We start from the raw sequence: 23,484 nt of genomic DNA on the forward strand, positions 1-23,484 counted from the left end.
GTTGCTCCCATCGCTCATAGCGGGGGAGTAGGTTCACATGGCTCAATTCTCGATGGAAATTAGTCGCCCAACCGGCTCAGTTCCGCGTGAAAACCAACACGTAAAGCATTAAAAGAAGGGAAAGCGAGGGCGGTTTAGCGCCCTTCGCGATACCACATGCTGCCGAAGATAAAGAGCAGAGCGGCCAGCGCAAATAATCCTGAGAACAACGGCAGACGATTGACGCTTTTAAGTTGCGTATCGGTGGTTTCGCGCAGACCGATCCAGTTACTGCCGCTGGCAGTGCGACCAGTGCTGACAGCTGTGATGGCAGGCACCTGAACGGAACTATCAGCACTTTCATGAGCGCGGTGAACGGAGCCGCCTGTTGCATCAGTCAGTGGCTTGAGGCGGTCGGTCGTGGAAATGCTGTCTGCAAATTCCGGCGCATCGACAGGGCCGACATGGGCAAGTGTTTCCAGATCGCCATTCTTCACGCGGAAGATGCCGACTTCATCTGTTTGCAACGAGCCTGTGAAGAGACCGGGTTTTCCCTGTGCAAGGTCGACCTGCAATTGTTTGCCGGATGGCGTGGTGACAGCAGCATTTCCTGGATTGTCCCCCATCGTCTGGCGCTGGATTGAAAGCGTGCGGCCGTTGCCATTGGCGGTCAGTGCTTCTTCTTCCAGTTCCGGCTCCTGCATCAGCCAGTGCGCGATACGGCGGTAAAGCGCGGCATAAGGGCCGCCGCCTTCAAAACCACGCGCCCAAAGCCAGCCTTGATCAGACAGGAACATGCCGACACGGCCCTTTCCGACCCGGTCGAGGACCAGAAGCGGCTTGCCATCTGCGCCACTCATAACGGTCTCGCCCCGCGTTGGGCCAATATCGATGGTGCGGAACCATCGGCTCCAGTGCGGAGGCTCCTGATCGCTGCCATCGAGGCCACGGGTAACGGGATGCCGTTTGCCAAGGTCAGTCAGGCGCGGATAGAAAGCTTTTTCGGTGACTGTGCCTGTGGGCATGGCTGGCAGTGCGCTGTAAAGTGGCGTTTGTGCAATTGACATGTCGCCCGCATATTCGGGGCCAGCCGCCACCAGCAAAGCGCCACCATTTTCCACATATTGTGCAATATAATCATAATAAAGCAGCGGCAGCACATCGCGATGCTGATAGCGATCCAGAATGATGAGGTCGAATTCATTGACCTTATCAACAAAAAGCTCGCGTGTTGGAAAAGCGATCAGGGATAACTCATTGATCGGTGTGCCGTCCTGCTTTTCTGGCGGACGCAGAATGGTGAAGTGGACGAGATCAACCGCCGCATCGGATTTAAGCAGATTTCGCCATGTGCGTTCGCCGTTATGCGGTTCTCCTGAAACCAGAAGCACGCGCAGATTCTCACGAATGCCGTCAATTGTCGCAACCGCATGGTTGTTGGAATCGGTTACTTCGCCCGGAAGGGTCGGTGTTGAAATCTCGACAATATTGACGCCTGCGCGCGGCAGCTCGATGGTGACAGGTGTTTCCTGTCCGACCTGCGCCTGTTCTTTGCTCACGGCCTCGCCATTCACACGGATCTCTACAGGTGCGGAACTTCCAAGGCTTTTGCCTTCATCGATCACGGTAAAGGACATTTCCAGCGGTTTGCCGCTGATGCCATAGCGCGGGGCCTTGTTGAATTTGATGCGGCGGTCGAATTCGTCAGGTTTACCTGTGACGAGCGCATGAACCGGCGCATCAAACCCAAGCGCGTTTTTATTGGCGGGAATATCATGCACCTGACCGTCGGTGATCATGATTGCACCAGCCACACGCGACGGCGGCACATCAAGCAGCAGGCGAGCCAGCGGTCCAAACAGGCGCGTTGCATAACCGTCTTCGTTTTCGCCGGGCTGTGCCGCTTCCACCACGCGGGTTTCAAATTGCGGCATGGTTGCAAGCTGGTCTTGCACCGCTTTGAGCGCCTGATCCGTATCGGCTTGGCGCGCTCCCAGTTGCTGGCTCTGGCTGCGATCAACGACAAGGGCCACAACACTTTTAAGCGGTTCGCGTTCTTCATTGATGATGACGGGATTAAACAGCGCCAATGCGAGGGCAAGGGCTGCAAGCATACGAAGCAATCCGCCACGCATGCGCAGCAAAATTGTTGCAAGGACAAACAATGCCAGCGGTGCCAGAATGCCAATCAGCCAAGGCAGGGTGAGAAATGGTTCGAATTCGATATTCATGTTAATTACCAAGCCGCTGAAGCAGGTCCGGCACATGGACCTGATCGGATTTGTAATTCCCGGTCAGCATATACATCACGATGTTCACGCCGCCGCGCAGTGCATAAATGCGCTGCATCGGATCATTGGGAACGGTTGGCAAAAGTGGATTGCCCTGTTCATCAACGGCCCAGGCACCTGCAAAATCATTGGCGGTTATCATGATCGGTGAAACGCCATCGCCGGTGCGGACCGGGCGGTCGCGCTCGGCATTGGAAGCGGCAGTGGCTGCGACCCATAACGGACTTCCTTCATAGCGGCCTGGAAAATCCGGCATGATGAAAAAGGACTTGGTCAGCACATGATCGCTGGGTACAGGCTCAAGCGGTGGCACATTCATGCCATCAAGAATTAAGCGAAGGCGCTGGTTGGCAGGGGATGCGGAAGCGTCAAGACTCGCGCCTGCCTGAAGCTGATCGCGTGTGTCAAACAGCACCGTGCCGCCCTGCTGCATATAGGCATCGACTTTGGCGATGGCCTCGGGGCTTGGCATTGGAGCGTCTGGATCAATGGGCCAATAGATCAGCGGATAGAAATTGAGTTCATCCTTGGCGGGGTCAACGCCGATCGGGTCGCCCGGCTCAAGCGCTGTCTTATCCGTCAAGGCAAAGGTTAAGCCGCGCAGGCCCGCCTTGCTGATATCGTCGGTCGCGCTGTTGCCGGTGATGATATAGGCGAGATGGGTTTTCGAGACAGAATTGATAATGGCTTCGTCACCCGGCTTGCTGTCATCATGGGTTTGTTGCGCTTGCGCGGTTTTCACACCGAACGGTATCAGACTGATTGCCGATGCTGCTGCAAAAAGAAGGGCAATGCCTGCGATTTTGGAGCGAATTTTCATGCGACGACGAAAAGCGCCACGCAGCCAGAGCATCAGCAATGTGTCGAGCGCGAGCAGCATGGCTGCAGCTGCGAAAAACGGACCACGCAATGAAATCGATTGATCGGCGTTGTAAGACGCAGGTGTTATGCCAACGGAAAGTGCTGGTTGGCTGATTGCTTGAAGCCTGATGTCGCTGCCTTCAAAAATGTTGAGCGCTTTCAAGCCATCCTCATTGCCGTAGAAACCGGGCGGCGTGTTGATGCTGACATCAGGCAATTTGTCTTTATCCATGATCAGGGGCTTTGCTTCTGATGATGGCGGCGTCAGTTCGCCGTGGGCTGAAAGAAGCTGGAATGGCGGCAGCGAAATTGAGCGTTGATCGCTTTGTGCGCCAGCGCGTTGCGACAACGATACAATGCGGCGCAGCATATCGACAAAAGCCCCGGATATCGGCAAGCTCGACCATGATGCATCGGGTGAAATATGGAAAAGAATTACGTTGCCACGCCCACGGCTTTCGCCGGTTACAAGAGGTGTTCCGTCAGCCAGTGTTGCATAGGCTTTGTCATTGAGATCAAAGGACGGTTCAGCCAGAACCTGCCGCGAGACGGTCACATCATCGGGCACACTCAGTCCGGCAAAAGGGCCTTTATCAGAAAAAGAACGAAGCTTTTGTGGCTCTGACCACGACAAAGTGCCACCGAGTGCTCGCTCGCCCTTGCGCAGGCGAACGGGCAGCAGTGGATCATTCTCATTGGCACCTGCAAGGCGCGGCCCGGCAAACCGCACCAGTGTGCCGCCATCCTCGACCCATCTTGTGAGTTGGTCTTCCACTGGCTTTGGCAAGGTGCCGATGTCTGCCATGATGAGGACCGATGGCTTGGCGTCGAGCACTTCCGGCACGGTGGTCATCAAATCTGCCGAGCGCGGTTCGATGAGATTGGCATAGGGGGAAAGCGCGCGCGAAATATAATGCAGCGGTGATAAAAGCGGCTGGGCCAGATCGCCATCGCCACTGGCCAGAAGGCCGATTGTGCGGCGCTCGGAACCGGCATCGATCAGACGTGCGGCGGCTGCCTGATTGGTCCCGTCAATGCGGATCACGTGGAAATCATTGCGCAATTCCACCGGCAGATTGAAACGAGCAACGGCTTCATTGCTCCCTACTGCGAAGGACAAAGGCGTTTCGGCGATGCGGCGGCCCTTATCATCATAAGCGGAAGCTGTGAGCGTGCGCGGCATGGTTATGCCTTCGGGGCGGGTTGCTTTTGCTTCAAGCGTATCGGCCTGATTTTCAATGGAAGTCAGCGCTACAACATGATTGAGATTTGCTGCGTACCAGAGAACGGAAGCGAGCTGATTATTTTGATTGAGCTTTGCGAAAGCTTCACTGTCCGTTGCCTGCGCCAAGCCGTCATTCATGAAAGCCAGACGGATTTTCTCACCTTGCGGGATGCTTGATGCAAGACGATCCAATGCAGCTTTTCGGTCAACGGGGATCGGGCGAGGCTGCAAGGCTTGCAGACGCTCGGTCGCGTGGCTGCCATCATAAGGGCCAATGTCTGTATTGGCAGGTTCGGCCGTGCCAAGCACATAAATTTGCGCATTTGCGGCTTGCGCATCTGCAATCAGCTTTTCTGCGGCATTGACGCGCTGTGGCCATTCTTCTGCGGAAGCCCAGCCGTTATCCATGACAATGGCCAGTGGTTGGCTGCCGGAAAGCGTGACAGCGCGTGGGTTCCACACGGGCGAGGCAAGAGCGAAGATAACGAGTGCTGCAATCAGCAGGCGCAGCAGCGTCATCCACCAGGGGCTTTTGGACGGCACTTCCTCGCGTTTGAAAACCTGTGCCAGAATTCTGAGCGGCGGAAAGCTCTCTTCCTGCGGGCGCGGTGGCGTCATGCGCAGCAGCCACCAGATAACCGGCAGGGCAAGAAGGCCGGCAAGGATCAGCGGTGATCCAAAGGCGAGAGGCAGAAAATTCATGCGCGTGCTCCACCAGGAGAGGATGCACTTAACACATCATGCAATCGTGACAGCGCTTCGGTCGCTGGCCGATCTGTGCGATGCACAGTATAGCTCCAGCCAAGCCGTTTGCAGAAATCAGACAAGGTTTCCCGCCGCGCGATGTATAAGCGCCGGTAGTCGTCGGCATAGGTTTCTGCGCGACCGGCAACAAGGGTGCTGCCTGTTTCAGGATCGCGGAACTCTGTGCGTCCCGCATAGGGAAATGTTTCTTCCGCAGGATCGGCCACTTCAACAAGATGCGCACGCACACCGCGCCGCGCGAGCTGATCGAGCAAGTCGGTCAGTTCATCAAGCGGATGCAGAAAATCTGAAACAAGTACCACTTCGGAAAAGCGGCGGATCTGGTTGATGTCCGGCAAAGCGCTTTCGGGTGCTTCATGCATTAATGCGCCTGCAAGCCGTTCGGCACCATTGCGGGTGGAAAAAGGGGGCAGCAGGGTCGGAAAGGCGATGCGTTCGCCTGACCGCGAGAGCAGCTCGGCTAATGCCAGTGTCAGCACCAGCGCACGCGCTTCTTTGGAGACAGGCGTCAGATTGGAGCGGTAGAGCATGGAGGAGGAGAAATCGCACCACAACCAGACCGTATGGGCTGATTCCCATTCCCGGTCGCGAACATAGGTATGGTCGTCGCGGGCTGAACGCCGCCAGTCGATGCGCGCCAGTGCGTCGCCTTCAACATAGGGGCGGAACTGCCAGAAGTTTTCTCCGGGGCCGCGTTTGCGCCGTCCATGCCAGCCATTCATGACGGTGTTGACGACGCGCCGGGCTTCGACCAGCAGATCGGGAATGCTTGCAGCGCGCACGCGCGCACGCGCCAGCGTATCCTTTCGGTCTGAAGCTGAAACCTGTGCGCCAACCGTCATCAGGCTGCTGCCTTCACCAGATTGGCAATGACATCGCGCACATGCATACCATCAGCGCGTGCTGCGAAATTGAGCGCCATACGGTGTTGCAGGACTGGCTCGGCCAGTGCTTTGACATCATCAACCGATGGGGCAAGACGGCCTTCATAGAGTGCGCGCGCACGCGCGCAGAGCATCAATGCCTGACTAGCACGCGGGCCCGGACCCCAGGCAATGTGCTTTTTTGCATGTTCATTATCGGCATCAGGACGCGCTGAACGAACCAGCTTGAGAATTGCATCCACCACACTTTCAGAAACAGGCATACGGCGCACCAGCGCCTGCATCTGGCGCAGACGCTCGGCATCAAGAATTGCGTAGGCTTTTGCTTCTGCAACGCCAGTGGTTTCCAGAAGGATACGGCGTTCGGCATCCAGTTCGGGATAGAGAATATCGATCTGCATGAGGAAGCGATCAAGCTGGGCTTCCGGCAGTGGATAGGTGCCTTCCTGTTCCAGCGGGTTCTGTGTTGCAAGCACATGAAATGGAGCTGGAAGGTCATAGCGCTGCCCAGCGACCGTGACGTGATATTCCTGCATGGCCTGCAAGAGTGCAGACTGGGTGCGTGGCGAGGCGCGGTTGATTTCGTCGGCCATCAGAAGCTGTGCAAAGATCGGGCCTTTGAGGTAGCGGAAAGACCGGCGACCATCGGCATCCTGCTCCATCACTTCCGAGCCGATGATGTCGGATGGCATCAGGTCGGGTGTGAACTGGATACGCTGACCTGAAAGGCCAAGCACGGTTCCCAGCGTTTCGACGAGCTTGGTTTTTGCAAGGCCGGGAAGACCAACGAGCAGAGCGTGACCGCCTGCGAGTACTGCTACGAGGGTACGCTCAATGACGCTTTCCTGGCCGAAGATAACGGTGCCGATGCTTTCCCTGATCCGCGCAATATCTGCAAGTGCGCGTTCAGCTTCGGCGACGATCTGATCGGGATTGGCGGCTTCGGGCGTAACAACAACACTCATAAGGACCTCGCAAAAATATCCGCACCTGCATATGATTGATTAAATCACTATATATGCTGACAAGCCGTGAAACGGTGACTATTTCATGACTTCCGGTATTTAAATTACATTCGAGCAGGAATAACCGAGTCGGATGACAAAAAGCACCCCTGAAGGGAACGAAAGGCTGCAAAGCGCAAAGCCCGCTACTGAAGGAATGGGCGGACTGGAGGCCCTTATTGCGCGTGCCCATGCGGATGCGCAAAGCGGACCGGCGACGAAAGAACGCGGAATTCCGCCAGTAGAGCGCTGGAACCCGGAATTTTGCGGTGTGCTTGATATGGAGATCAAGGCCGATGGGACATGGTTTTACATGGGCACACCCATCGGGCGTAAACAGCTTGTACGCTTGTTTTCAACGGTGTTGCGCAAGGATGAAGACGGAAAAACCTATCTCGTAACGCCAGTGGAGAAAATTGAAATCAGCGTCGAAGACGCGCATTTCATAGCCGTTGAAATGCAGGCTTCGGGAGAGGGAGATGATCGGAAACTGACCTTCCGCACCAATGTCGGCGATGTGGTTGAGGTGGATGCCGAGCATCCATTGCGCTTTGTCGTGGAGGATGAAAGCGGCGGCTTGAAGCCCTATATCAATGTTCGTGGACGGCTTGAGGCGCTGGTTGCGCGTTCCGTGATGTATGATCTTGTGGCATTGGGTGAAGAAATCGAAGTGAATGGCGTTATGATGTTTGCAATACGCTCTGGCGGTACAGTTTTCCCGATCATGCCTGCGGAAGCGCTTCAATGACGGATCGTTTGGTACATCCATACTCCACGTTTTCGGCCAATGATTTTGCCGAGCGTGTTCGCCACTGGCAGCCCGATCACAATGACCTGACGGGTGATCATTTGCTTAATCCCGATTTTACGCAGTCTATGGTCACAGCAAAAATGCGCGATGCTGCCGTGCTTGTGCCGGTCGTCGATCGCGGTTCGGAAGCAACGCTTTTGCTGACAAGGCGTACGGACACTTTGCGCAAACATTCAGGCCAGATCGCCTTTCCGGGCGGGGCCATCGACCCGGAGGATGGGACAGCGGAGAACGCCGCCTTGCGTGAAGCCAATGAAGAAATAGGCCTTGTGTCTGAACGCGCTGAAATTCTTGGGGCAATGCCGCGCTATCTGACGGGTAGCGGCTTTTCGATTACGCCGGTTCTGGCGGTCGTCAACACACCTTTCGATGTCCATCCGAACCCGGACGAGGTTGCAGATATTTTTGAAGTGCCGCTGTCATTCCTGATGAACCCGGACAATCACCGGCGCGAAAGCAGGCTGTTCAACGGCGCCGAACGCTTTTATTACGCGATGCCTTATCATGAGCGACTCATCTGGGGCGTGACCGCAGGCATTATTCGCGGACTTTATGAAAGGCTCTACCGTTGAGCGATACAGTGAATATTTCAGATCGGGCAAGCTGGCTTTGTTCCAAGCCGTTGCAGGCGCTTTTTGCTGCGCTCAACCGTGATGGTGGTGAAGTGCGTGTTGTTGGTGGTGCGGTTCGCAATGCATTGCTTGGCACGAAGGTCAGTGATGTTGATCTGGCGACCACGCATTTGCCGGAAGGAACAGTAAGGCTTGCCAAAGAGGCAGGTTTTAAGCCTGTGCCTACGGGCATTGAGCACGGCACGATTACCGTTGTGGTGCAGGGGCAGCCTTTTGAAGTCACGACCCTGCGCAAGGATATTGAGACCAACGGTCGTCATGCGAAAGTGGCTTTCGGGACTGACTGGAAGGCTGATGCCGAGCGGCGTGATTTCACGATCAATGCGCTTTATGCGACGGCCGATGGCGATGTGATCGACTATGTCGGCGGTCTTGCTGATATTGAAACCAAGACGCTGCGCTTTATCGGCGATGCTGAACAGCGTATCCGTGAGGATTATTTGCGCATTCTGCGCTTCTTCCGCTTTTTTGCATGGTATGGTTCGGGGCGTCCTGAAGCCGATGGATTGCGGGCGAGTGCACGATTGAAAGACGGGCTGAGCCAGCTTTCAGCCGAGCGTATCTGGTCGGAACTCAAGAAGCTGCTGTCCGCGCCCGATCCTTCGCGTGCGATGTTGTGGATGCGCCAATCCGGCGTTTTGACCGCCATTCTGCCGGAGAGTGAAAAGTGGGGTATTGATGCCATTCACGGACTCGTTCGCGCGGAAGCTGATCTTGGCTGGGACGTGGATGCTTTGCTGCGTCTTGAAAGCATTGTGCCACCCGATGCGGCTCGCATGACAGAGCTTGGCAAGCGGCTCAAAATGTCAAATGCCGAGCGTGCCCGACTTGAAGCGTGGGCACGCGCCGATGCTATCAAGTCGGAAACATCTGAACAGGCACTGAAGAAACTCATCTATCGCGGCAGTTCGCAGGCGGTCGCGGACCGTATTCGTCTGGCCTATGCGTCTGCACGACAGGAAGCCGCTGCCAGTGATGAAGCAATGATCCGCGCTGGCGGTTATTCAAGACTTCTTGATGCGCTTGAGAAATATGAACCGTTGGTCTTTCCTGTGACCGGCGGCGACCTTCTGGCGCTCGGTGTCGAGAAGGGGCCGGGGCTTGGCGAAGTGCTGCGTGATCTCGAAACTCTATGGATTGACTCCGGTTTTAGTCTTGACCGCGACGCGCTTCTGGACAAACTTGATCGCAATAAAATGAACGGCTGATGACTTGTAAAATTCAGCCATAGTTTCATTGAGTTATGGCTGAAATTTTTTAGGTTTGTTTTGAAAGAGCAGCGGAATGTCCAACACTGAACCATCGACTTCGCGGAATGCATCTTCTGATCCCAAGCAGAATTTTGGCACTGAGGGTATTGCGCCTATGGAGCGTCCGGGTGCCATCACGCGCTTCTTCATGGGTATCGTTGCCTGGGCCGAACGGCTCAATCTGAAATATGCGAAGCTCGGCAATCCGCCTGTCTATGACAATGCCACGTTCCCATGGGCGGCAGAGGTTGAGAAAGCTTATCCAGCTATTCGCAAAGAGCTTGAAAAGGTTCTGCTGCGTCAGAGCGAGCTGCCTTCGTTTCAGGACATTTCGTCAGACGTAAAAACGATTTCGACTGATAATCACTGGAAGACATTCTTCCTTTTGGGCTTTGGTGTGAAGTCGGAACAGAATATTAAGGCCTGTCCCAACACATGGAACGCGGTACAGCATATTCCGGGTCTGACGACAGCCATGTTCTCGATCTTCGAGCCGGGCAAGCACCTGCCGCCGCATCGTGGTCCTTATAATGGCGTGCTGCGTCTGCATATGGGCATGATCGTGCCGGAGCCCGCCGATAAGCTTGCAATCCGTGTGGATAAGCAGGTCTGCCACTGGCAGGAAGGCAAGGTTCTGATTTTCGACGATGCCTATGAGCATGAGGCGTGGAACCACACCGAGCATACGCGCGTGGTGCTGTTCGTTGATTTCGTGAAACCGCTGAAATTCCCCGCCCGTTTTGTGAACTGGGCGCTGATGAACCTCGCGATCTTCACCCCCTTCATCAAGGAAGGGCTGGATAACCACAATGAGTGGGAAAAGAAGTTTTATGCGCAAGCTGAACAGCTTCGCAATCAGCCAAAAGCCTGAGCGATTTGACTTTGAGCTACGGCGTTCTTAGATAATCTTCTGGAGTGCTTTTTCCTCCAGTTGCTTGTGCTCCACGAATGGGGATGCGCTTTAGAAGGAATTGTTGATGCTAGAGATTGTCGGAAGCCTCTGATCGTTCCGAATAATTGCTGCGCCTTTAGGAAAGCGCAGATGTTCAGGGACGGAAATGGCATTGGCTGTGAGGGAGCTTGGTTTACCCGCATGCGCTGATGCTTGTCATGGTTTCCATCCAGGCATAACAACAATGAATATCTCACGTATTGAACAGCGCGTGCTTCACGTGCTGGCGCAGGGCGGTTACATTCGCCATCTGCGCGAAGACGGACGTATCTGCGAAATCGAATGCTATACGCGTGAAGGCTATGTGCTTTCTGATTGCACGATGGCAATTTTCCAGCAATTGCGGCGAAAACGGCTGATCGAATCGCGTGGGGGAAGTGCTTATCGTATCTCCCTCAAAGGTCGCATCAACGTTCGCGCACAAGCCAATAATCGATGAAGAGGTGCTGAATGTATATCCGCACAGAACAACCGCAGGATATTGCTTCAATCCGTCATCTGACTGCTGAGGCGTTTCGCACGATGCCGTATAGCACTCAGAAAGAAGCGGCAATCATTGATGCTCTTCGTGCCGCGTCGGCTCTGACCTTATCGCTGGTCGCAGAAGAGAAAAACGACATCATTGGACATGTGGCGTTCTCGCCGGTCAGTATCGATGGTGTTGACAGCGACTGGTATGGATTAGGACCAGTGTCCGTACAGCCGGACAAACAAGGCAAGGGGATTGGTCGTGCGCTCATTCGTGAAGGTCTGAAGCGTTTGAAGAACGATGGAGCTTGCGGTTGTGTTCTGGTTGGAGATCCGGCCTATTATCAGCACTTTGACTTCAAAGCTGACGAGCGGTTGAAGCTTAAAGGTGTTCCAGCCAAGTACTTCCAATGTCTTTTGATGAAAGGTGATATGCCATCCGGTGAAGTGACCTTTCACGCGGCATTCGATGTATGAAGAAAGGGCGGGAAAATTCCCGCCCTTTGTCTAACTTATTACGGCCACTTTACCACGGGTGGCATGGACGAGAGAATGGAATTCACATTGCCACCGGTCTTGAGACCAAAGATCGTGCCGCGATCATAAAGCAGGTTGAATTCGACATAGCGTCCGCGGCGGATCAACTGTTCCTCGCGATCTTCCGGTGTCCAGTCCTTGTTAAAATTCTGGCGCACCAGATGCGGATAAACAACCGAGAACCCACGGCCCACATCACGGGTGAAGGCAAAATCCTTATCCCAGCCGCCCTGTTCTTCAGATGAATGCAGCCAGTCGTAGAAGATACCGCCAATACCGCGGGCCTCATTGCGATGCGGCAGATAGAAATATTCGTCGCACCATTCTTTCAAACGCTCGTAGTCGGCGATGTCCTTGTGTTTGTCGCAGATGAAGCGGAACGCCTTGTGGAAGGCAAGCGTATCCGGGTCTTCCTGCGTGCGGCGACGGTCAAGCACAGGCGTCAGATCAGCACCACCACCAAACCATTGCCGGGTTGTGACAACCATGCGCGTATTCATATGGACGGCCGGCACATTCGGGTTCTGCGGATGCGCGATCAATGAAATACCGCTGGCCCAATAGCGCGGGTCTTCTTCGGCACCGGGTATCTGCTTGCGGAACTCAGGAGAAAACTCGCCATGAACCGTTGAGACATGCACGCCGACTTTTTCAAAAACGCGGCCATGCATGATGGACATGACACCGCCGCCGCCTTTGCCTTCGTCCTTTTGCCATGGTGTGCGAACAAAGCGCCCTGGCTCCTGATCGGAAAGCTGGCCCTGCAAGTCGTCTTCAAGCTGTTCAAAGCTTGCGCAGATACGGTCGCGCAGTTCTTCAAACCAGTTTTGAGCGGCCAGTTTTTTCTCTTCGATATCATGCGGGATGATCGCCGGAATTTCGTCACGTTGCATTTCAGGTAACCTCTCGCGCAATCTCTTGAGTAATTTAATTCAGATGACTTAGCAAAGTCCTGCCTTTTGGCAAAGTGCGAAGACAGTATGGTGGGCGAAGGCGAATTTCTCTCCCCAAGAAAAGACTCGTCATGAAGTCGTCGCTTCCCTATCTTATGGGGTAGGGGATTTTAACCCTTTGTACGGGAGGCAACTGCATGAGCGCATCACCGCCCAAACCGCCGCTGGAAGGCTTGCGCAAGCAGCTTGAAAAAGGTCGCGCGAATAAAAGCAGGCTCCCACGGGATGGCTTTGTCCGTGAGACATTTGCTTTGCCGCGGCAAGCCGCACGCGATAAAGCGCGCGAATGGTTCGAGAGTTTTCCCAAGGCTGCATATTGGACAGAAATCGAGAGCTGGTGTGAACGGCCCGATGATGTCATCGAATTTACCATGCGCCGCCTGCCAACGTCAGATTAGAGATCTGATTCAACAAAGCTGCTCAAGCCATTGAAACCAGATTCAAAGGCGGCATTTGCGAAAACGCCCTTCGGTCTTTGCCGAAGGGCGTTTTGTTTTTGAGTCGTTATACCGTTACCGGACTACTTGGCCTCTGTCTGCGGTGCCTGTTCCCACGACTTCCAGTCTTTGATGATGCTGTCGGCATAGGCTTTGCCAACGCGATAGGCATTGGTTGTGGCCAGCGGGAAACCACCCGACTTTGCAGCGAGCGACTCTGATGCTGTCTGGTCTTTGCCCTGACGGTCGAAGTTGGAAGACGTGCGCAGAAGCGCGATACGGTTGAAGTCGAGCTTGTCCGCATCGGCTGCACGCTTAAGCGCTGTCAGCGTTGCGTTGTCTTCCATCTGTGACGTGCAGTAGTCGGCTTTGCCGTCGGTCAGGAGTTTTGCCCACTGTTCCATGGCTTCGCCGAGCTTCGTGCCGTGCCAGTACGTGTCGCCAGATGCGGTGTCGCAGATTGTAACCATCGGGGCGCTGGTTGCGGCTTCTTCCGTGTAGTGCTTGCGATATTCCTTGGCATCGTCGCTGTCGAGAAGTTCAACGCTTTGCGTGGTTTTAAGCGCATAATCTGCAAGCTTGCCATTGAGTTCGAACACTTCGGTGCCTGCTGCCCATTTTGGCTTTTCGCCCGGCTTGGATGCGCCGAGACCGAAGAAATCGGTGGTCCAGCCTTCAGGGGCTTCGCGAATATCAATGCGGTGGTTGAGGTTGGCATCAACTGCATATTTCGCCCAATGCGCAGAGCCGAGCGTGCCATGCTTGGGGTCAACGCCTGCAATGCCCGCGATGAGGAAATAGGTGTTCTTCAGATCAAGCTTGTCGCTCAGCGCCATGGCCGAGACTGCACTGGCTGCATTGGCAAAACCCATGGCGGTCGTCATGTGGCAGAGGCCCTCGGCCGTACAGTCAATATCGGGATATTCAGGGCTCAAGCCCGGCAGCTTCAGCTTCTGCGTGAAGTTTTCACCTTCCAGCCAAGGCTTGGCTTCTTCGCCGAACATAGTGATGACCATAACCTTCGGCGCAATGGTTTCAGCAGTTTGTGCAAATGCAGGAGCGGCAATTGCAGTGCTGAGCAGTGAGGCCGTAAGAACAGAGCTGCGGAACAATGGCTTCATTGGGGAGGACCTTTTTCTGGATGTATTAACGTGTTCGGGAACTGATTCCGCTTATTCGCCTATGCGGTTGAAACGGAATCTGTTTCCTGATTTCGCTGACGCATAGCTTCGCCTGCTGTGATTGCGACAGAAACCGCAAGATTGAGGGAGCGCGCACCCGGTATCATCGGGATGATCAGGCGCGCATCGGCGCTATCCTGAATGCTGTCAGGCACGCCGGCAGACTCTCTTCCGAACAGCAGGATATCGTTCGTCTGAAACTGATATTGCGTATAGGGGATCGCGGCTTTGGTCGAAAGCAACACGAGGCGCTTGCCTGCATGAAGGCGCCAGTCGTTGAAATGCTGCCAGTCGGCATGGCGGGTCAGGGCGGCTTGCTCAAGATAGTCCATGCCTGCACGCTTCAATGAGCGATCGGAAACATCGAAACCCGCAGGCTCGATTAGGTCCACCGCAAAGCCAAGGCAGGCGGCCATGCGCAGAATGGTTCCGGTATTGCCGGGAATGTCGGGCTGATAAAGGGCGATGCGCAAATCCATATAGAGCGGGTAGCTCACAAATCCGATGGCTGCAAGTGCCGTAACCCGCTCTTGCTCTGACATCAACACATCTGTGCTGTGATAAGTTGAAGGAAAACGATGCTTTGGTTGATCACAAAAATATTCCCTTTTTGTTCTCGTTCTCTCTTGGCAATTTCATAAGGTGCCCGTACAAGGATCGCCATGTTTACATGGTTTGAAAATCGACTCGAAGCTTATCCCGAAGAACCGCCGCGCGAGCCTCCGCGCGGGCTGGTCGCTTTTTGCCTTTATTATACCCGTGGCGCATGGCCATGGATTATCGGCATGGCAATTTTTACGACACTGATTGCCATTATAGAAGTGTCGCTTTTTGCCTTTATGGGCAATATTGTTGACTGGCTTTCGCACCAGTCACGCGAGACCTTTTTAAGCAATGAGGGCTGGCGGCTTTCATTGATTTCAGGTGTCGTGCTGGTGGGACTGCCGGGCGTAGTGCTCATTCACTCGCTGCTTATCCACCAGACCTTGCTCGGAAACTATCCGATGCGTGTGCGCTGGTTGATGCATCGCTATTTGATCCGCCAGTCGATGTCGTTCTTTCAGGACGAGTTTGCCGGACGTATCTCAACCAAGCTGATGCAGACCGCTCTTGCCGTGCGCGAAACGGTGATGAAGCTGCTTGATGTGCTCAATTATGTCATCGTCTATTTTGCCGGTACGCTGTTTATTGCGGCTTCGGCGGATATTGTTCTGATGATCCCGTTTGCGGTCTGGCTCGGCGTTTACATCATCCTGCTGCGCTTTTTCATTCCGCGTTTGCGGGTGATTTCGGAAAAGCAGGCTGATGCGCGCTCGCTTATGACCGGGCGCATTGTTGACAGCTATACGAATATTGCGACTGTCAAACTGTTCTCGCATTCAAGCCGTGAGGAGGCTTACGTCAAAGAAAGCCTCGATGGTTTTCTAACCACTGTGCATGGCCAGATGCGCATGATCACCCTGTTCCATTTCACGCTCTATCTTGCGAACTGCATATTGCTGTTTGCAGTGGGGGCGATTGGTATCAGTCTGTGGATGAACGAAGCGATTTCCGTAGGGGCGGTTGCAGTGGGCATCGGCCTGGTGCTGCGTTTGAATGGTATGTCGCAATGGATCATGTGGGAAATGTCGGCGCTGTTTGAAAACATAGGCACTGTGGAAGATGGTATTACGACGATCTCGCGCGCCCATGCTGTGGTGGATGTTCCTGACGCGCCTGCGCTGAGAGTGCGTGACGGTGTAATTGATTTTGATAAAATCGGCTTCCATTATGGCAAAGGCAAGGGTGTCATTGAAGGTCTGTCGCTTGACATCAAAGCAGGACAGAAGATCGGTCTTGTCGGACGCTCGGGGGCAGGTAAATCCACGCTCGTTAATCTGCTGCTGCGATTCTACGATCTTGAAAAAGGCCGCATCCTGATCGACGGGCAGGATATTTCAAAGGTAACGCAAGATTCGCTTCGCGCCAGCATCGGCATGGTGACACAGGATACATCTTTGCTGCATCGTTCGGTCCGTGAAAACATCATGTATGGCCGTCCTGACGCAACGGACGACATGGTCGCGCGGGCAATCCGCCTTGCGGAGGCTGATCAATTCATTCCGCTGTTGACCGATGCAAAAGGTCGACGTGGCTTGGATGCTCATGTCGGCGAGCGTGGTGTGAAACTTTCCGGTGGTCAGCGTCAGCGCATCGCGATTGCGCGTGTGATGCTCAAAGATGCGCCGATCCTTATTCTGGATGAAGCAACCTCTGCGCTTGATTCAGAAGTGGAAGCGGCCATTCAGGACAGCCTCAACACGCTTATGGAAGGCAAGACGGTTATCGCGATTGCGCATCGTCTTTCGACCATCGCTGCCCTTGATCGTCTGGTTGTGATGGATGAGGGAAAAATCGTCGAAGACGGGACGCATGAGGAGCTTGTTGCGCTTGGCGGTATTTATGCCGGACTATGGGCACGTCAGTCGGGTGGGTTCCTTGGCTTTGATGAGCAGGCCGAAGCGGAAATGTCAAAGTAAGGAATACGCAATTGATGAAAGCGGTTTATAGCCTGTTCGAGCGTTGGGTTGATCCCTTCCGCGAACCGGACAAGCTCAGGCCGCCTTCAACAACACTTGCTTTTTTGTGGCACTACGCGCGGCAGGCCAAATGGCCGCTTGCAGCCTCGCTGGTTGTTGGCGGTCTGCTGCCTCTTGTTGAGGCAGGGCTTTTTTACTTCACCGGCAGGCTTGTCGATATTCTTGATCAGTCAAGTCGCACAGGCGTTGAAAGAAGCTGGTCGGCGCTGCTTCAGGCCGCAGGTCCAGAACTTTTGTTCATGGGTATCACAGTTCTTGTCATCCGCTTTGTCGTCACGGGCATAAATACCCTGCTTGAAGGTCAGACACTTTCGCCGGGTTTCTATAATATGATCCGCTGGCAGGCGAATTCCTATGTTCAGCGGCAGTCCTATGCATTCTTTCAGAATGATTTTGCCGGGCGCATTGCGACCAAGGTCTGGCAAGCAGGGCAAGCGGCCGGTGATCTGATTGACAGTCTCATTCAGGTCGTCTGGTTCATGGCGATCTACAGCATCACCACGCTGGTTCTGGTTGGCCAGCTTGACTGGCGGCTTGCGGCCGCGGTCATCGTCTGGATCGTGGCTTTTGGTCTGATCGCAAGGCACTACCTGCCACGCATCCGCGAGAATGCGGAAGCATCTGCCGAAGCAGGCTCTATGATCAATGGCCGTATCGTTGACAGCTATTCCAATATTCAGACAATCAAGCTTAACACCGTCGATGATGACGAGCGCTATATGCGTGATGGCTTTAAGCGTTATCTGGCGGCTATCTTCCCCTTTCTCCGTTCACTTTCCGGTGTGCGTCTCGCCATGACCGGGTTGTCGGGTGTGATGATTGTGACGGTTGCCGTCATCACCATCGACTTGTGGACGAAAGACGCAATTACGGTCGGGCAGGTGTCGTTCACGCTCGGTCTGGTGCTGCGTCTTAACATGCTGCTCGGACGCCTCATGATGCAGCTGAATGGTATGCTGCGCCAGCTTGGTCTCATTGAGAATTCGATGAAGCTTTTGTCTGCACCGCTTGGTCTGGAAGACAAGCGCGATGCAAAGCAATTGCACATCACCGATGCGCGCATCGATATTCGGCATGTGACTTTCCATTATGGCAAAGCCGGAGGTGTTTTGGATGATATCAACTTCACCGTTAAGGGGGGGGAGCGGATCGGATTGGTTGGCCACTCTGGCGCTGGAAAAACCACGCTGGTGAATTTGATCCTTCGACTCTATGACGTCGAGAAGGGGGCTATCCTTGTTGATGGGCAGGATGTGCGTGACGTCACGCAAGCTTCGCTCCGGCGTGCTTTTGCGGTTGTCAGTCAGGAAACTGCACTTCTGCACCGCTCGTTGCGCGATAATATCATGTTGGCGCGTGATGATGCGACAGATGACGATCTTGCGGAAGCCGCGCGTCAGGCGGAAGCGGATGAGTTCATCGCAAGACTTGAGGACTTTAACGGACGCAAATCCTTCGATGCTTTTGTTGGCGAACGTGGCGTCAAACTTTCAGGGGGGCAGCGGCAGCGTATCGCGATTGCGCGCGCAATCCTGAAGGATGCACCGATCCTTATTCTGGATGAGGCGACATCGGCGCTCGACTCAGAGGTAGAAGCCGCTATTCAGGAAAATCTGCGTCAGCTCATGGAGGGCAAGACGGTTCTTGCAATCGCCCATCGTCTTTCGACCATCGCGGCGCTGGATCGTCTCATCGTTATGGATAAGGGGCGCATTGCCGAAGAAGGTACGCATGATGAGCTTATTGCGCGTGGCGGGATTTATGCGCGCCTCTGGGAGCGGCAATCAGGCGGTTTTCTGGGCGTAGACCATTAGTTTCGACATTTTCAGTGCCACAAAAACATTCGTACAAAGGGAAAATTGAGCGGCTGTTTTTGTTTGGCAGGATTTCAATGCACACCAATTCCGTACCCTGCGACATGGTGCCGTCCCTTAGGCTTGGCGTCTGGACAAGACTTTTCAACCTGCCTAAACCTGAACGCTGAGATGGAGGGAGTTTCGTTCTGCAAGTACTTGCGGGACTACCGTTTGCGTGCGAGCGCAAAAGGTAGGATCGCTTTCGCGCAGGTGCAAGGTGGACGAGGGGAGTTTTCAATTGGATATCCAGGTTAAAAAGGAATTGGCACGTGAGCGAACACGACACGGCTGAGCCGACACGGCGTGATTTTTTGTATATTGCGACGGGAATGGCTGGTGTCGTCGGTGTCGGCGGACTGGCATGGCCGTTTATCGACCAGATGCGCCCCGATGCTTCGACACTCGCAGCAGCGTCCATTGAAGTGGATGTTTCTTCTCTTGAAGAAGGTGCGTCCATGACCGTCAAGTGGCGCGGCAAGCCGATTTTCATTCGCAATCGTACTGCTAAGGAAGTTGAAGACGCCAAGGTAACTGCCTTGAGCGATCTGAAAGACATTGCTGCGCGTAATGCCAATCTTCCCTTGGATGCAGAAGCGACGGATGTCGCCCGTTCGGCGGGTGAAGGCAAGGAAAACTGGATCGTTATGGTCGGTGTTTGCACCCATCTTGGCTGCGTGCCGCTCGGTGAATCCGGGTCGTTCGGTGGCTGGTTCTGCCCATGTCATGGCTCGACCTATGACACTGCGGGACGTATCCGCAGCGGTCCGGCGCCGGAAAACATGCACATTCCAGAATACGCATTCACTTCCGATACGGTCATCAGGATCGGCTAAAACAGATCTTGGGGAGATAAAACATGAGTGGTCATCACTCCACATATACGCCCTCGACCGGCATCGAGAAATGGGTCGACGAGCGGCTGCCTTTGCCGCGTCTTGTCTATGATTCCTTTGTTGCCTATCCGACGCCGCGTAACTTGAATTATATGTATACGTTCGGTGGCATCCTAAGCTTTATGCTTATTGCGCAGATCATTACCGGCATTGTGCTGGCCATGCATTATGCAGCTGAAACGTCGATTGCGTTTGTTTCCGTCGAAAAGATTATGCGTGATGTCAATTCCGGTTGGCTGCTACGCTATATGCACGCCAATGGTGCATCCTTCTTCTTCATTGCCGTGTATCTGCACATTGCGCGTGGGCTGTATTACGGTTCTTACAAGGCGCCACGCGAGCTTCTGTGGATTCTCGGCGTGGTCATCTTCCTGCTGATGATGGCAACCGCGTTCATGGGCTATGTGCTGCCATGGGGACAGATGTCGTTTTGGGGTGCGACGGTTATCACGGGCTTCTTCACGGCCTTTCCGGTGATCGGTGAGCCGATCCAGCAATTGCTGCTCGGTGGCTTTGCGGTTGATAATCCAACACTTAACCGCTTCTTCTCGCTGCATTATCTGCTGCCGTTCATGATTGTGGGTGTTGTTATTCTGCACGTCTGGGCGCTGCATGTGACGGGTCAGACAAACCCGACCGGCATTGAAGTGAAGTCGAAGACGGACACGCTGCCGTTCACGCCTTATGCAACCATCAAGGATGCTTTTGGTGCGCTCGTCTTCTTCATCTTCTTCGCCTATTTTGTCTTCTACATGCCGAACTTCCTCGGCCACCCGGATAACTATATTCAGGCTGACTCGCTGAAGACACCGGCGCATATCGTGCCTGAATGGTATTTCTTGCCATTCTACGCGATGCTGCGTGCAATCACCTTCAACATCGGTCCGATCGATTCGAAGCTTGGCGGCGTTCTGGTGATGTTTGGTTCGATTGCGATCCTCTTCGTTGTCCCATGGCTTGATACGTCGAAAGTGCGTTCGGCCGTTTACCGTCCATGGTTCAAACTGTTCTTCTGGCTGTTTGTCATCAATGCGATCTTCCTTGGCTGGCTGGGCTCGCGTCCTGCTGAAGGCACGTACACATTGCTGGCGCAGTTTGGCACGCTTTACTACTTCGCATTCTTCATTGTGATCATGCCGGTTCTTGGCTTGATTGAGACGCCGAAGCGTCTGCCGAACTCGATTACCGAGGCGGTTCTTGAAAAGAGCGAAGGCAAGGCCGAGATTGCCCCAGTGGAAATCAAGGGCTGAAGCGCGAGATGAAGGACGTAAAAATGAAAAACATCCTCAAGAATTTCGCTGTCTTCGGTATTGCTCCGATCGTGGCTCTTGGTGTGACGCTGGGTGGCGCTTTTGCTGCTGGCGGTGGCGAGGGTGAGCCCGAGCACTATCCGATCCATCATCCGAAGCAGGAAAGCTGGAGCTTTTCGGGGCCATTTGGCACCTATGACAAGGGACAGCTACAGCGTGGCCTCAAGGTTTACAAGGAAGTCTGTTCGGCCTGCCATTCGATGAATCTGGTAGCTTTCCGCAATTTGGAAGCTCTCGGTTATTCGCCGGATCAGGTGAAGGCTTTCGCTGCCGAATATGAAGTCACCGATGGTCCGAATGCGGACGGTGAAATGTTCACCCGAAAGGCAATTGCGACGGATCATTTTCCATCGCCGTTTCCCAATGCGAATGCAGCAGCTGCGGCTAATAATGGCGCAGTTCCGCCTGACTTCTCGCTGATTGCCAAGGCCCGTGCCGTTGAACGAGGTTTTCCAACCTTTATCTTCGACGTATTCACGCAATATGCTGAAGGAGGCCCGGATTATATTCATACGCTGCTGACCGGCTATGATGAACAGCCGCCAGCTGGCATGCATATTCCGGAAGGCACGCATTACAACCCGTACTTCATTGCGGGGAAGTCGCTTGCCATGGCAAAGCCACTCAGCGATGATCAGGTGACGTATGATGATGGTTCTCCGCAGACGGTGGATCAGTATGCGCGTGACGTTTCTGCGTTTCTGATGTGGGCCGCAGAGCCGCATCTTGAACAGCGCAAGAAGACAGGCTTTCGGGTCATTATCTTCCTCGTGCTGTTTGCTGGTCTTGTTTATATTGCCAAGCGTTCGATCTGGTCGAATGTGAAGCACTGATCGCTTGTCATAACAGTTGAAGGGGCGCCAAAAGGCGCCCTTTTTGTTTTGATCGTGAAAGATCGTTCGAATATAGGGATTACGCTTGGCGCAGCCGCTATATCGTGGTTGAAGGTAATCTGAAAAAGCCTTTAAATTTGTCGTATTGAAAGGACTGAACATGGAATCCGGCCTTAAAGCCACGTTGAAAGACGCGATCAGAACGATTCCTGATTATCCAAAACCCGGTGTTCAGTTCCGTGATGTCACGACATTGATGGGGGATGCACAGGCTTTCCGCCGCGCTGTCGATGAACTTGTCTATCCTTATGCCGGAAACAAGGTTGATAAGGTGGCGGGTGTCGAAGCGCGTGGCTTCATTCTTGGCGGCGCGATTGCGCATCAGCTTTCGGCTGGCTTTGTTCCGATCCGTAAGAAGGGTAAGCTGCCGCGTGATACCGTGCGTATCGCCTACAGCCTCGAATATGGCATTGATGAAATGGAAATGCACCGCGATGCCATCGTGCCGGGCGAGCGCATCATGCTGGTGGACGATCTGATCGCAACGGGTGGCACGGCGGAAGCTGCGGCCAAGCTGCTTCTCCAGATGGGTGCCGAGATCGTTGCCGCTTGCTTCATCATTGATCTGCCAGACCTTGGTGGACGCAAAAAGCTTGAAGCGCTTGGTGTACCAGTGCGAACGCTTGTCGAATTTGAAGGCGATTGAGTTTAGCAAAAGCAACGGTTTTATGCGTCAATCACCGTTGCTTTTGTTTTAAGCAGGTAGCTTCACCATGGCGGCATTGTCGAAGGATAAAACTTTGTCGCCGTTTTGGTTATAGGCGCTGCTGCTCATGCTCAGCATTGACCAGCCGGGACGTGAGCCGAGAGGCCGTATCGCATGGACGGTACGCTTATAGGTGATCGTGTCACCTGCATAGACCGGGCGTATCCATTTGAGATTCTCAAAGCCGGGTGAGGGGCCAAATGTTGGCGGAACTTCGCCGCCCTTGATAGCGTCTTTGGTTGCCTCAACAATAGATGCCACGTTCAGCTTCATAAAAACTGCGGTGGTGTGCCAGCCAGACGCACAAAGACCACCCAGAACGCTGTTCTTGGCGGCTCGCGCGTCAAGATGAAACGGTTGCGGGTCGAACTTTGATGCGAAGTGGATGATTTCCTCGGCGCTGAAGGTATAGCTGCCGATGGTCAGCTCTTCGCCGAGATGCTCTTCAATAAAGCTCATGCCGCATCCCCTTCTTGCTCAGGATTGCGAAGGCCGATCATGGCCGTGTGCTGTAGCTCGCAAACAACTTCGCCACGCTGATTGACGATCTCGTTATGCACAGTGAGAAAGCCCACATGCGGCATGGATTTGGAGCGGCGGCGGTCAAGCACCGTCGATAGTCCGCTCAGGGTATCACCCGCAAGAACAGGCCGCTTCCAGCGGTTGAATTCAATACCGGGGCTGCCCTGTGAGGTCGAATCTTTCAGGTAGGCATCCCAGATCATGCGCATGAAAAGCGACACGGTGTGCCAGCCCGAAGCAGCGAGACCGCCGAGCACGCTTGCCTTGCCTGCTTCCTCATCAAGATGGAAGGGCTGCGGGTCGAACTCGCGCGCGAATTCAATAATCTCTTCTTTGGTGATGGTGCGAGGGCCAAAGGGCAATTTCAGCCCTCGGGTAAAGTCCTCATAGGCATATTTGGGTGTTTTATCAGTCAATCCGGTCTCCTCCCGACCAGAGTGGCGTTGCCACTCTGTTTCTCTGCCTGCGCATGTCTTAAATTCCCAAACCGGTTCC

At 54.3% G+C, this 23,484-nt stretch carries 22 protein-coding genes; 13 read left to right on the plus strand and 9 right to left on the minus strand.

Going from position 1 to position 23,484, the window contains the following annotated elements; all coding sequences use genetic code 11:
- Positions 1 to 134: 134 nt before the first annotated feature.
- From VBH83_RS13215 to VBH83_RS13230, 4 genes are read right to left on the minus strand one after another with little or no spacing between them, the layout of a single operon-like run.
- Complete coding sequence (locus tag VBH83_RS13215) at positions 135 to 2,210, minus strand: hypothetical protein (RefSeq protein WP_396998136.1); 2,076 nt, start codon at positions 2,208 to 2,210, stop codon at positions 135 to 137.
- Position 2,211: 1 nt separating this feature from the next.
- The gene (locus VBH83_RS13220; protein ID WP_265985581.1) at positions 2,212 to 5,058 is read right to left on the minus strand and encodes a DUF4159 domain-containing protein; all 2,847 of its coding nucleotides are present in this window, start codon (positions 5,056 to 5,058) and stop codon (positions 2,212 to 2,214) included.
- Positions 5,055 to 5,963, minus strand: coding sequence for a DUF58 domain-containing protein (locus VBH83_RS13225; protein WP_396998138.1), 909 nt, complete (start codon positions 5,961 to 5,963; stop codon positions 5,055 to 5,057). Before VBH83_RS13225 ends, VBH83_RS13220 begins: the two co-directional genes overlap by 4 nt.
- A complete protein-coding gene (locus tag VBH83_RS13230; RefSeq protein ID WP_265985579.1) occupies positions 5,963 to 6,970 on the minus strand; it encodes a MoxR family ATPase in 1,008 nt (335 codons plus the stop codon). Before VBH83_RS13230 ends, VBH83_RS13225 begins: the two co-directional genes overlap by 1 nt.
- A gap of 133 nt (positions 6,971 to 7,103) precedes the next feature.
- On the opposite strand from VBH83_RS13230, the gene VBH83_RS13235 reads away from it, so the two are divergent.
- The 6 genes from VBH83_RS13235 (at position 7,104) to VBH83_RS13260 (ending at position 11,599) form a co-directional block, all read left to right on the plus strand.
- Positions 7,104 to 7,757, plus strand: a complete 654-nt coding sequence (locus VBH83_RS13235) for a DUF1285 domain-containing protein (protein ID WP_396998140.1) — start codon at positions 7,104 to 7,106, stop codon at positions 7,755 to 7,757.
- Positions 7,754 to 8,392 carry a CoA pyrophosphatase gene (locus tag VBH83_RS13240; RefSeq protein ID WP_265985577.1) on the plus strand — a complete coding sequence of 213 codons (639 nt, stop codon included), beginning with the start codon at positions 7,754 to 7,756 and terminating at the stop codon, positions 8,390 to 8,392. The genes VBH83_RS13235 and VBH83_RS13240 overlap by 4 nt, the downstream gene beginning before the upstream one ends.
- Positions 8,389 to 9,660, plus strand: a complete 1,272-nt coding sequence (locus tag VBH83_RS13245; protein ID WP_396998142.1) for a CCA tRNA nucleotidyltransferase — start codon at positions 8,389 to 8,391, stop codon at positions 9,658 to 9,660. Before VBH83_RS13240 ends, VBH83_RS13245 begins: the two co-directional genes overlap by 4 nt.
- Positions 9,661 to 9,736: 76 nt before the next feature.
- Positions 9,737 to 10,573, plus strand: a complete 837-nt coding sequence (locus tag VBH83_RS13250; protein WP_396998144.1) for an aspartyl/asparaginyl beta-hydroxylase domain-containing protein — start codon at positions 9,737 to 9,739, stop codon at positions 10,571 to 10,573.
- A gap of 265 nt (positions 10,574 to 10,838) precedes the next feature.
- Positions 10,839 to 11,093, plus strand: coding sequence for a YjhX family toxin (locus tag VBH83_RS13255; RefSeq protein ID WP_265985574.1), 255 nt, complete (start codon positions 10,839 to 10,841; stop codon positions 11,091 to 11,093).
- 11 nt (positions 11,094 to 11,104) lie between these two features.
- The gene (locus VBH83_RS13260) at positions 11,105 to 11,599 is read left to right on the plus strand and encodes a GNAT family N-acetyltransferase (RefSeq protein ID WP_265985573.1); all 495 of its coding nucleotides are present in this window, start codon (positions 11,105 to 11,107) and stop codon (positions 11,597 to 11,599) included.
- Between the two features lie 38 nt (positions 11,600 to 11,637).
- On the opposite strand, the gene hemF is transcribed toward VBH83_RS13260, so the two are convergent.
- A complete protein-coding gene (hemF, locus tag VBH83_RS13265; RefSeq protein WP_265985572.1) occupies positions 11,638 to 12,552 on the minus strand; it encodes an oxygen-dependent coproporphyrinogen oxidase in 915 nt (304 codons plus the stop codon).
- Between the two features lie 197 nt (positions 12,553 to 12,749).
- Here hemF and VBH83_RS13270 point away from each other — a divergent pair, with 197 nt between their 5' ends.
- A complete protein-coding gene (locus VBH83_RS13270; protein WP_265985571.1) occupies positions 12,750 to 13,010 on the plus strand; it encodes a hypothetical protein in 261 nt (86 codons plus the stop codon).
- 122 nt (positions 13,011 to 13,132) lie between these two features.
- Here the strand turns inward: VBH83_RS13270 and VBH83_RS13275 are convergent, their stop codons facing one another.
- Positions 13,133 to 14,170: a purine nucleoside permease gene (locus tag VBH83_RS13275; RefSeq protein WP_265985570.1), complete on the minus strand. Its 1,038-nt coding sequence runs from the start codon at positions 14,168 to 14,170 to the stop codon at positions 13,133 to 13,135.
- A 59-nt stretch (positions 14,171 to 14,229) separates the two neighbouring features.
- Positions 14,230 to 14,709 (minus strand): tRNA (cytidine(34)-2'-O)-methyltransferase, encoded by a 480-nt coding sequence (locus VBH83_RS13280; RefSeq protein ID WP_265985702.1) that lies wholly within the window; start codon positions 14,707 to 14,709, stop codon positions 14,230 to 14,232.
- Positions 14,710 to 14,892: 183 nt separating this feature from the next.
- On the opposite strand from VBH83_RS13280, the gene VBH83_RS13285 reads away from it, so the two are divergent.
- From VBH83_RS13285 to VBH83_RS13310, 6 genes are all read left to right on the plus strand, one after another.
- Positions 14,893 to 16,749 (plus strand): ABC transporter ATP-binding protein, encoded by a 1,857-nt coding sequence (locus VBH83_RS13285; RefSeq protein WP_265985569.1) that lies wholly within the window; start codon positions 14,893 to 14,895, stop codon positions 16,747 to 16,749.
- A 14-nt stretch (positions 16,750 to 16,763) separates the two neighbouring features.
- The gene (locus VBH83_RS13290) at positions 16,764 to 18,623 is read left to right on the plus strand and encodes an ABC transporter ATP-binding protein (RefSeq protein ID WP_396998148.1); all 1,860 of its coding nucleotides are present in this window, start codon (positions 16,764 to 16,766) and stop codon (positions 18,621 to 18,623) included.
- 311 nt (positions 18,624 to 18,934) lie between these two features.
- A complete protein-coding gene (gene petA, locus VBH83_RS13295) occupies positions 18,935 to 19,498 on the plus strand; it encodes a ubiquinol-cytochrome c reductase iron-sulfur subunit (protein ID WP_265985567.1) in 564 nt (187 codons plus the stop codon).
- Between the two features lie 23 nt (positions 19,499 to 19,521).
- A complete protein-coding gene (locus tag VBH83_RS13300) occupies positions 19,522 to 20,808 on the plus strand; it encodes a cytochrome b N-terminal domain-containing protein (RefSeq protein WP_265985566.1) in 1,287 nt (428 codons plus the stop codon).
- 23 nt (positions 20,809 to 20,831) lie between these two features.
- Entirely contained in the window at positions 20,832 to 21,701 is an 870-nt protein-coding gene (locus VBH83_RS13305) for a cytochrome c1 (RefSeq protein ID WP_396998151.1), read from the plus strand.
- A gap of 160 nt (positions 21,702 to 21,861) precedes the next feature.
- Positions 21,862 to 22,407, plus strand: coding sequence for an adenine phosphoribosyltransferase (locus VBH83_RS13310; protein WP_396998153.1), 546 nt, complete (start codon positions 21,862 to 21,864; stop codon positions 22,405 to 22,407).
- A gap of 48 nt (positions 22,408 to 22,455) precedes the next feature.
- Here the strand turns inward: VBH83_RS13310 and VBH83_RS13315 are convergent, their stop codons facing one another.
- Both VBH83_RS13315 and VBH83_RS13320 read right to left on the minus strand, forming a co-directional pair.
- Positions 22,456 to 22,926, minus strand: coding sequence for a MaoC family dehydratase (locus tag VBH83_RS13315; protein ID WP_396998155.1), 471 nt, complete (start codon positions 22,924 to 22,926; stop codon positions 22,456 to 22,458).
- Positions 22,923 to 23,405 (minus strand): MaoC family dehydratase, encoded by a 483-nt coding sequence (locus tag VBH83_RS13320; protein WP_396998157.1) that lies wholly within the window; start codon positions 23,403 to 23,405, stop codon positions 22,923 to 22,925. The genes VBH83_RS13315 and VBH83_RS13320 overlap by 4 nt, the downstream gene beginning before the upstream one ends.
- Between the last annotated feature and the right edge of the window lie 79 nt (positions 23,406 to 23,484).

This window comes from Ochrobactrum sp. S1502_03 (assembly GCF_044435015.1).
GTDB classification, from domain to species: Bacteria; Pseudomonadota; Alphaproteobacteria; order Rhizobiales; family Rhizobiaceae; genus Brucella; species Brucella chromiisoli.

What these genes read in the sequence shown, in the direction of transcription:
- VBH83_RS13215 (WP_396998136.1), bottom strand. Translation starts at nt 2,210, where the DNA reads ATGAATATCGAATTCGAACCATTTCTCACCCTGCCTTGGCTGATTGGC.
- VBH83_RS13220 (WP_265985581.1), bottom strand. Translation starts at nt 5,058, where the DNA reads ATGAATTTTCTGCCTCTCGCCTTTGGATCACCGCTGATCCTTGCCGGC.
- VBH83_RS13225 (WP_396998138.1), bottom strand. Translation starts at nt 5,963, where the DNA reads ATGACGGTTGGCGCACAGGTTTCAGCTTCAGACCGAAAGGATACGCTG.
- VBH83_RS13230 (WP_265985579.1), bottom strand. Translation starts at nt 6,970, where the DNA reads ATGAGTGTTGTTGTTACGCCCGAAGCCGCCAATCCCGATCAGATCGTC.
- VBH83_RS13235 (WP_396998140.1), top strand. Translation starts at nt 7,104, where the DNA reads ATGACAAAAAGCACCCCTGAAGGGAACGAAAGGCTGCAAAGCGCAAAG.
- VBH83_RS13240 (WP_265985577.1), top strand. Translation starts at nt 7,754, where the DNA reads ATGACGGATCGTTTGGTACATCCATACTCCACGTTTTCGGCCAATGAT.
- VBH83_RS13250 (WP_396998144.1), top strand. Translation starts at nt 9,737, where the DNA reads ATGTCCAACACTGAACCATCGACTTCGCGGAATGCATCTTCTGATCCC.
- VBH83_RS13255 (WP_265985574.1), top strand. Translation starts at nt 10,839, where the DNA reads ATGAATATCTCACGTATTGAACAGCGCGTGCTTCACGTGCTGGCGCAG.
- VBH83_RS13260 (WP_265985573.1), top strand. Translation starts at nt 11,105, where the DNA reads ATGTATATCCGCACAGAACAACCGCAGGATATTGCTTCAATCCGTCAT.
- hemF (WP_265985572.1), bottom strand. Translation starts at nt 12,552, where the DNA reads ATGCAACGTGACGAAATTCCGGCGATCATCCCGCATGATATCGAAGAG.
- VBH83_RS13270 (WP_265985571.1), top strand. Translation starts at nt 12,750, where the DNA reads ATGAGCGCATCACCGCCCAAACCGCCGCTGGAAGGCTTGCGCAAGCAG.
- VBH83_RS13275 (WP_265985570.1), bottom strand. Translation starts at nt 14,170, where the DNA reads ATGAAGCCATTGTTCCGCAGCTCTGTTCTTACGGCCTCACTGCTCAGC.
- VBH83_RS13280 (WP_265985702.1), bottom strand. Translation starts at nt 14,709, where the DNA reads ATGGATTTGCGCATCGCCCTTTATCAGCCCGACATTCCCGGCAATACC.
- VBH83_RS13285 (WP_265985569.1), top strand. Translation starts at nt 14,893, where the DNA reads ATGTTTACATGGTTTGAAAATCGACTCGAAGCTTATCCCGAAGAACCG.
- VBH83_RS13290 (WP_396998148.1), top strand. Translation starts at nt 16,764, where the DNA reads ATGAAAGCGGTTTATAGCCTGTTCGAGCGTTGGGTTGATCCCTTCCGC.
- VBH83_RS13300 (WP_265985566.1), top strand. Translation starts at nt 19,522, where the DNA reads ATGAGTGGTCATCACTCCACATATACGCCCTCGACCGGCATCGAGAAA.
- VBH83_RS13305 (WP_396998151.1), top strand. Translation starts at nt 20,832, where the DNA reads ATGAAAAACATCCTCAAGAATTTCGCTGTCTTCGGTATTGCTCCGATC.
- VBH83_RS13310 (WP_396998153.1), top strand. Translation starts at nt 21,862, where the DNA reads ATGGAATCCGGCCTTAAAGCCACGTTGAAAGACGCGATCAGAACGATT.
- VBH83_RS13315 (WP_396998155.1), bottom strand. Translation starts at nt 22,926, where the DNA reads ATGAGCTTTATTGAAGAGCATCTCGGCGAAGAGCTGACCATCGGCAGC.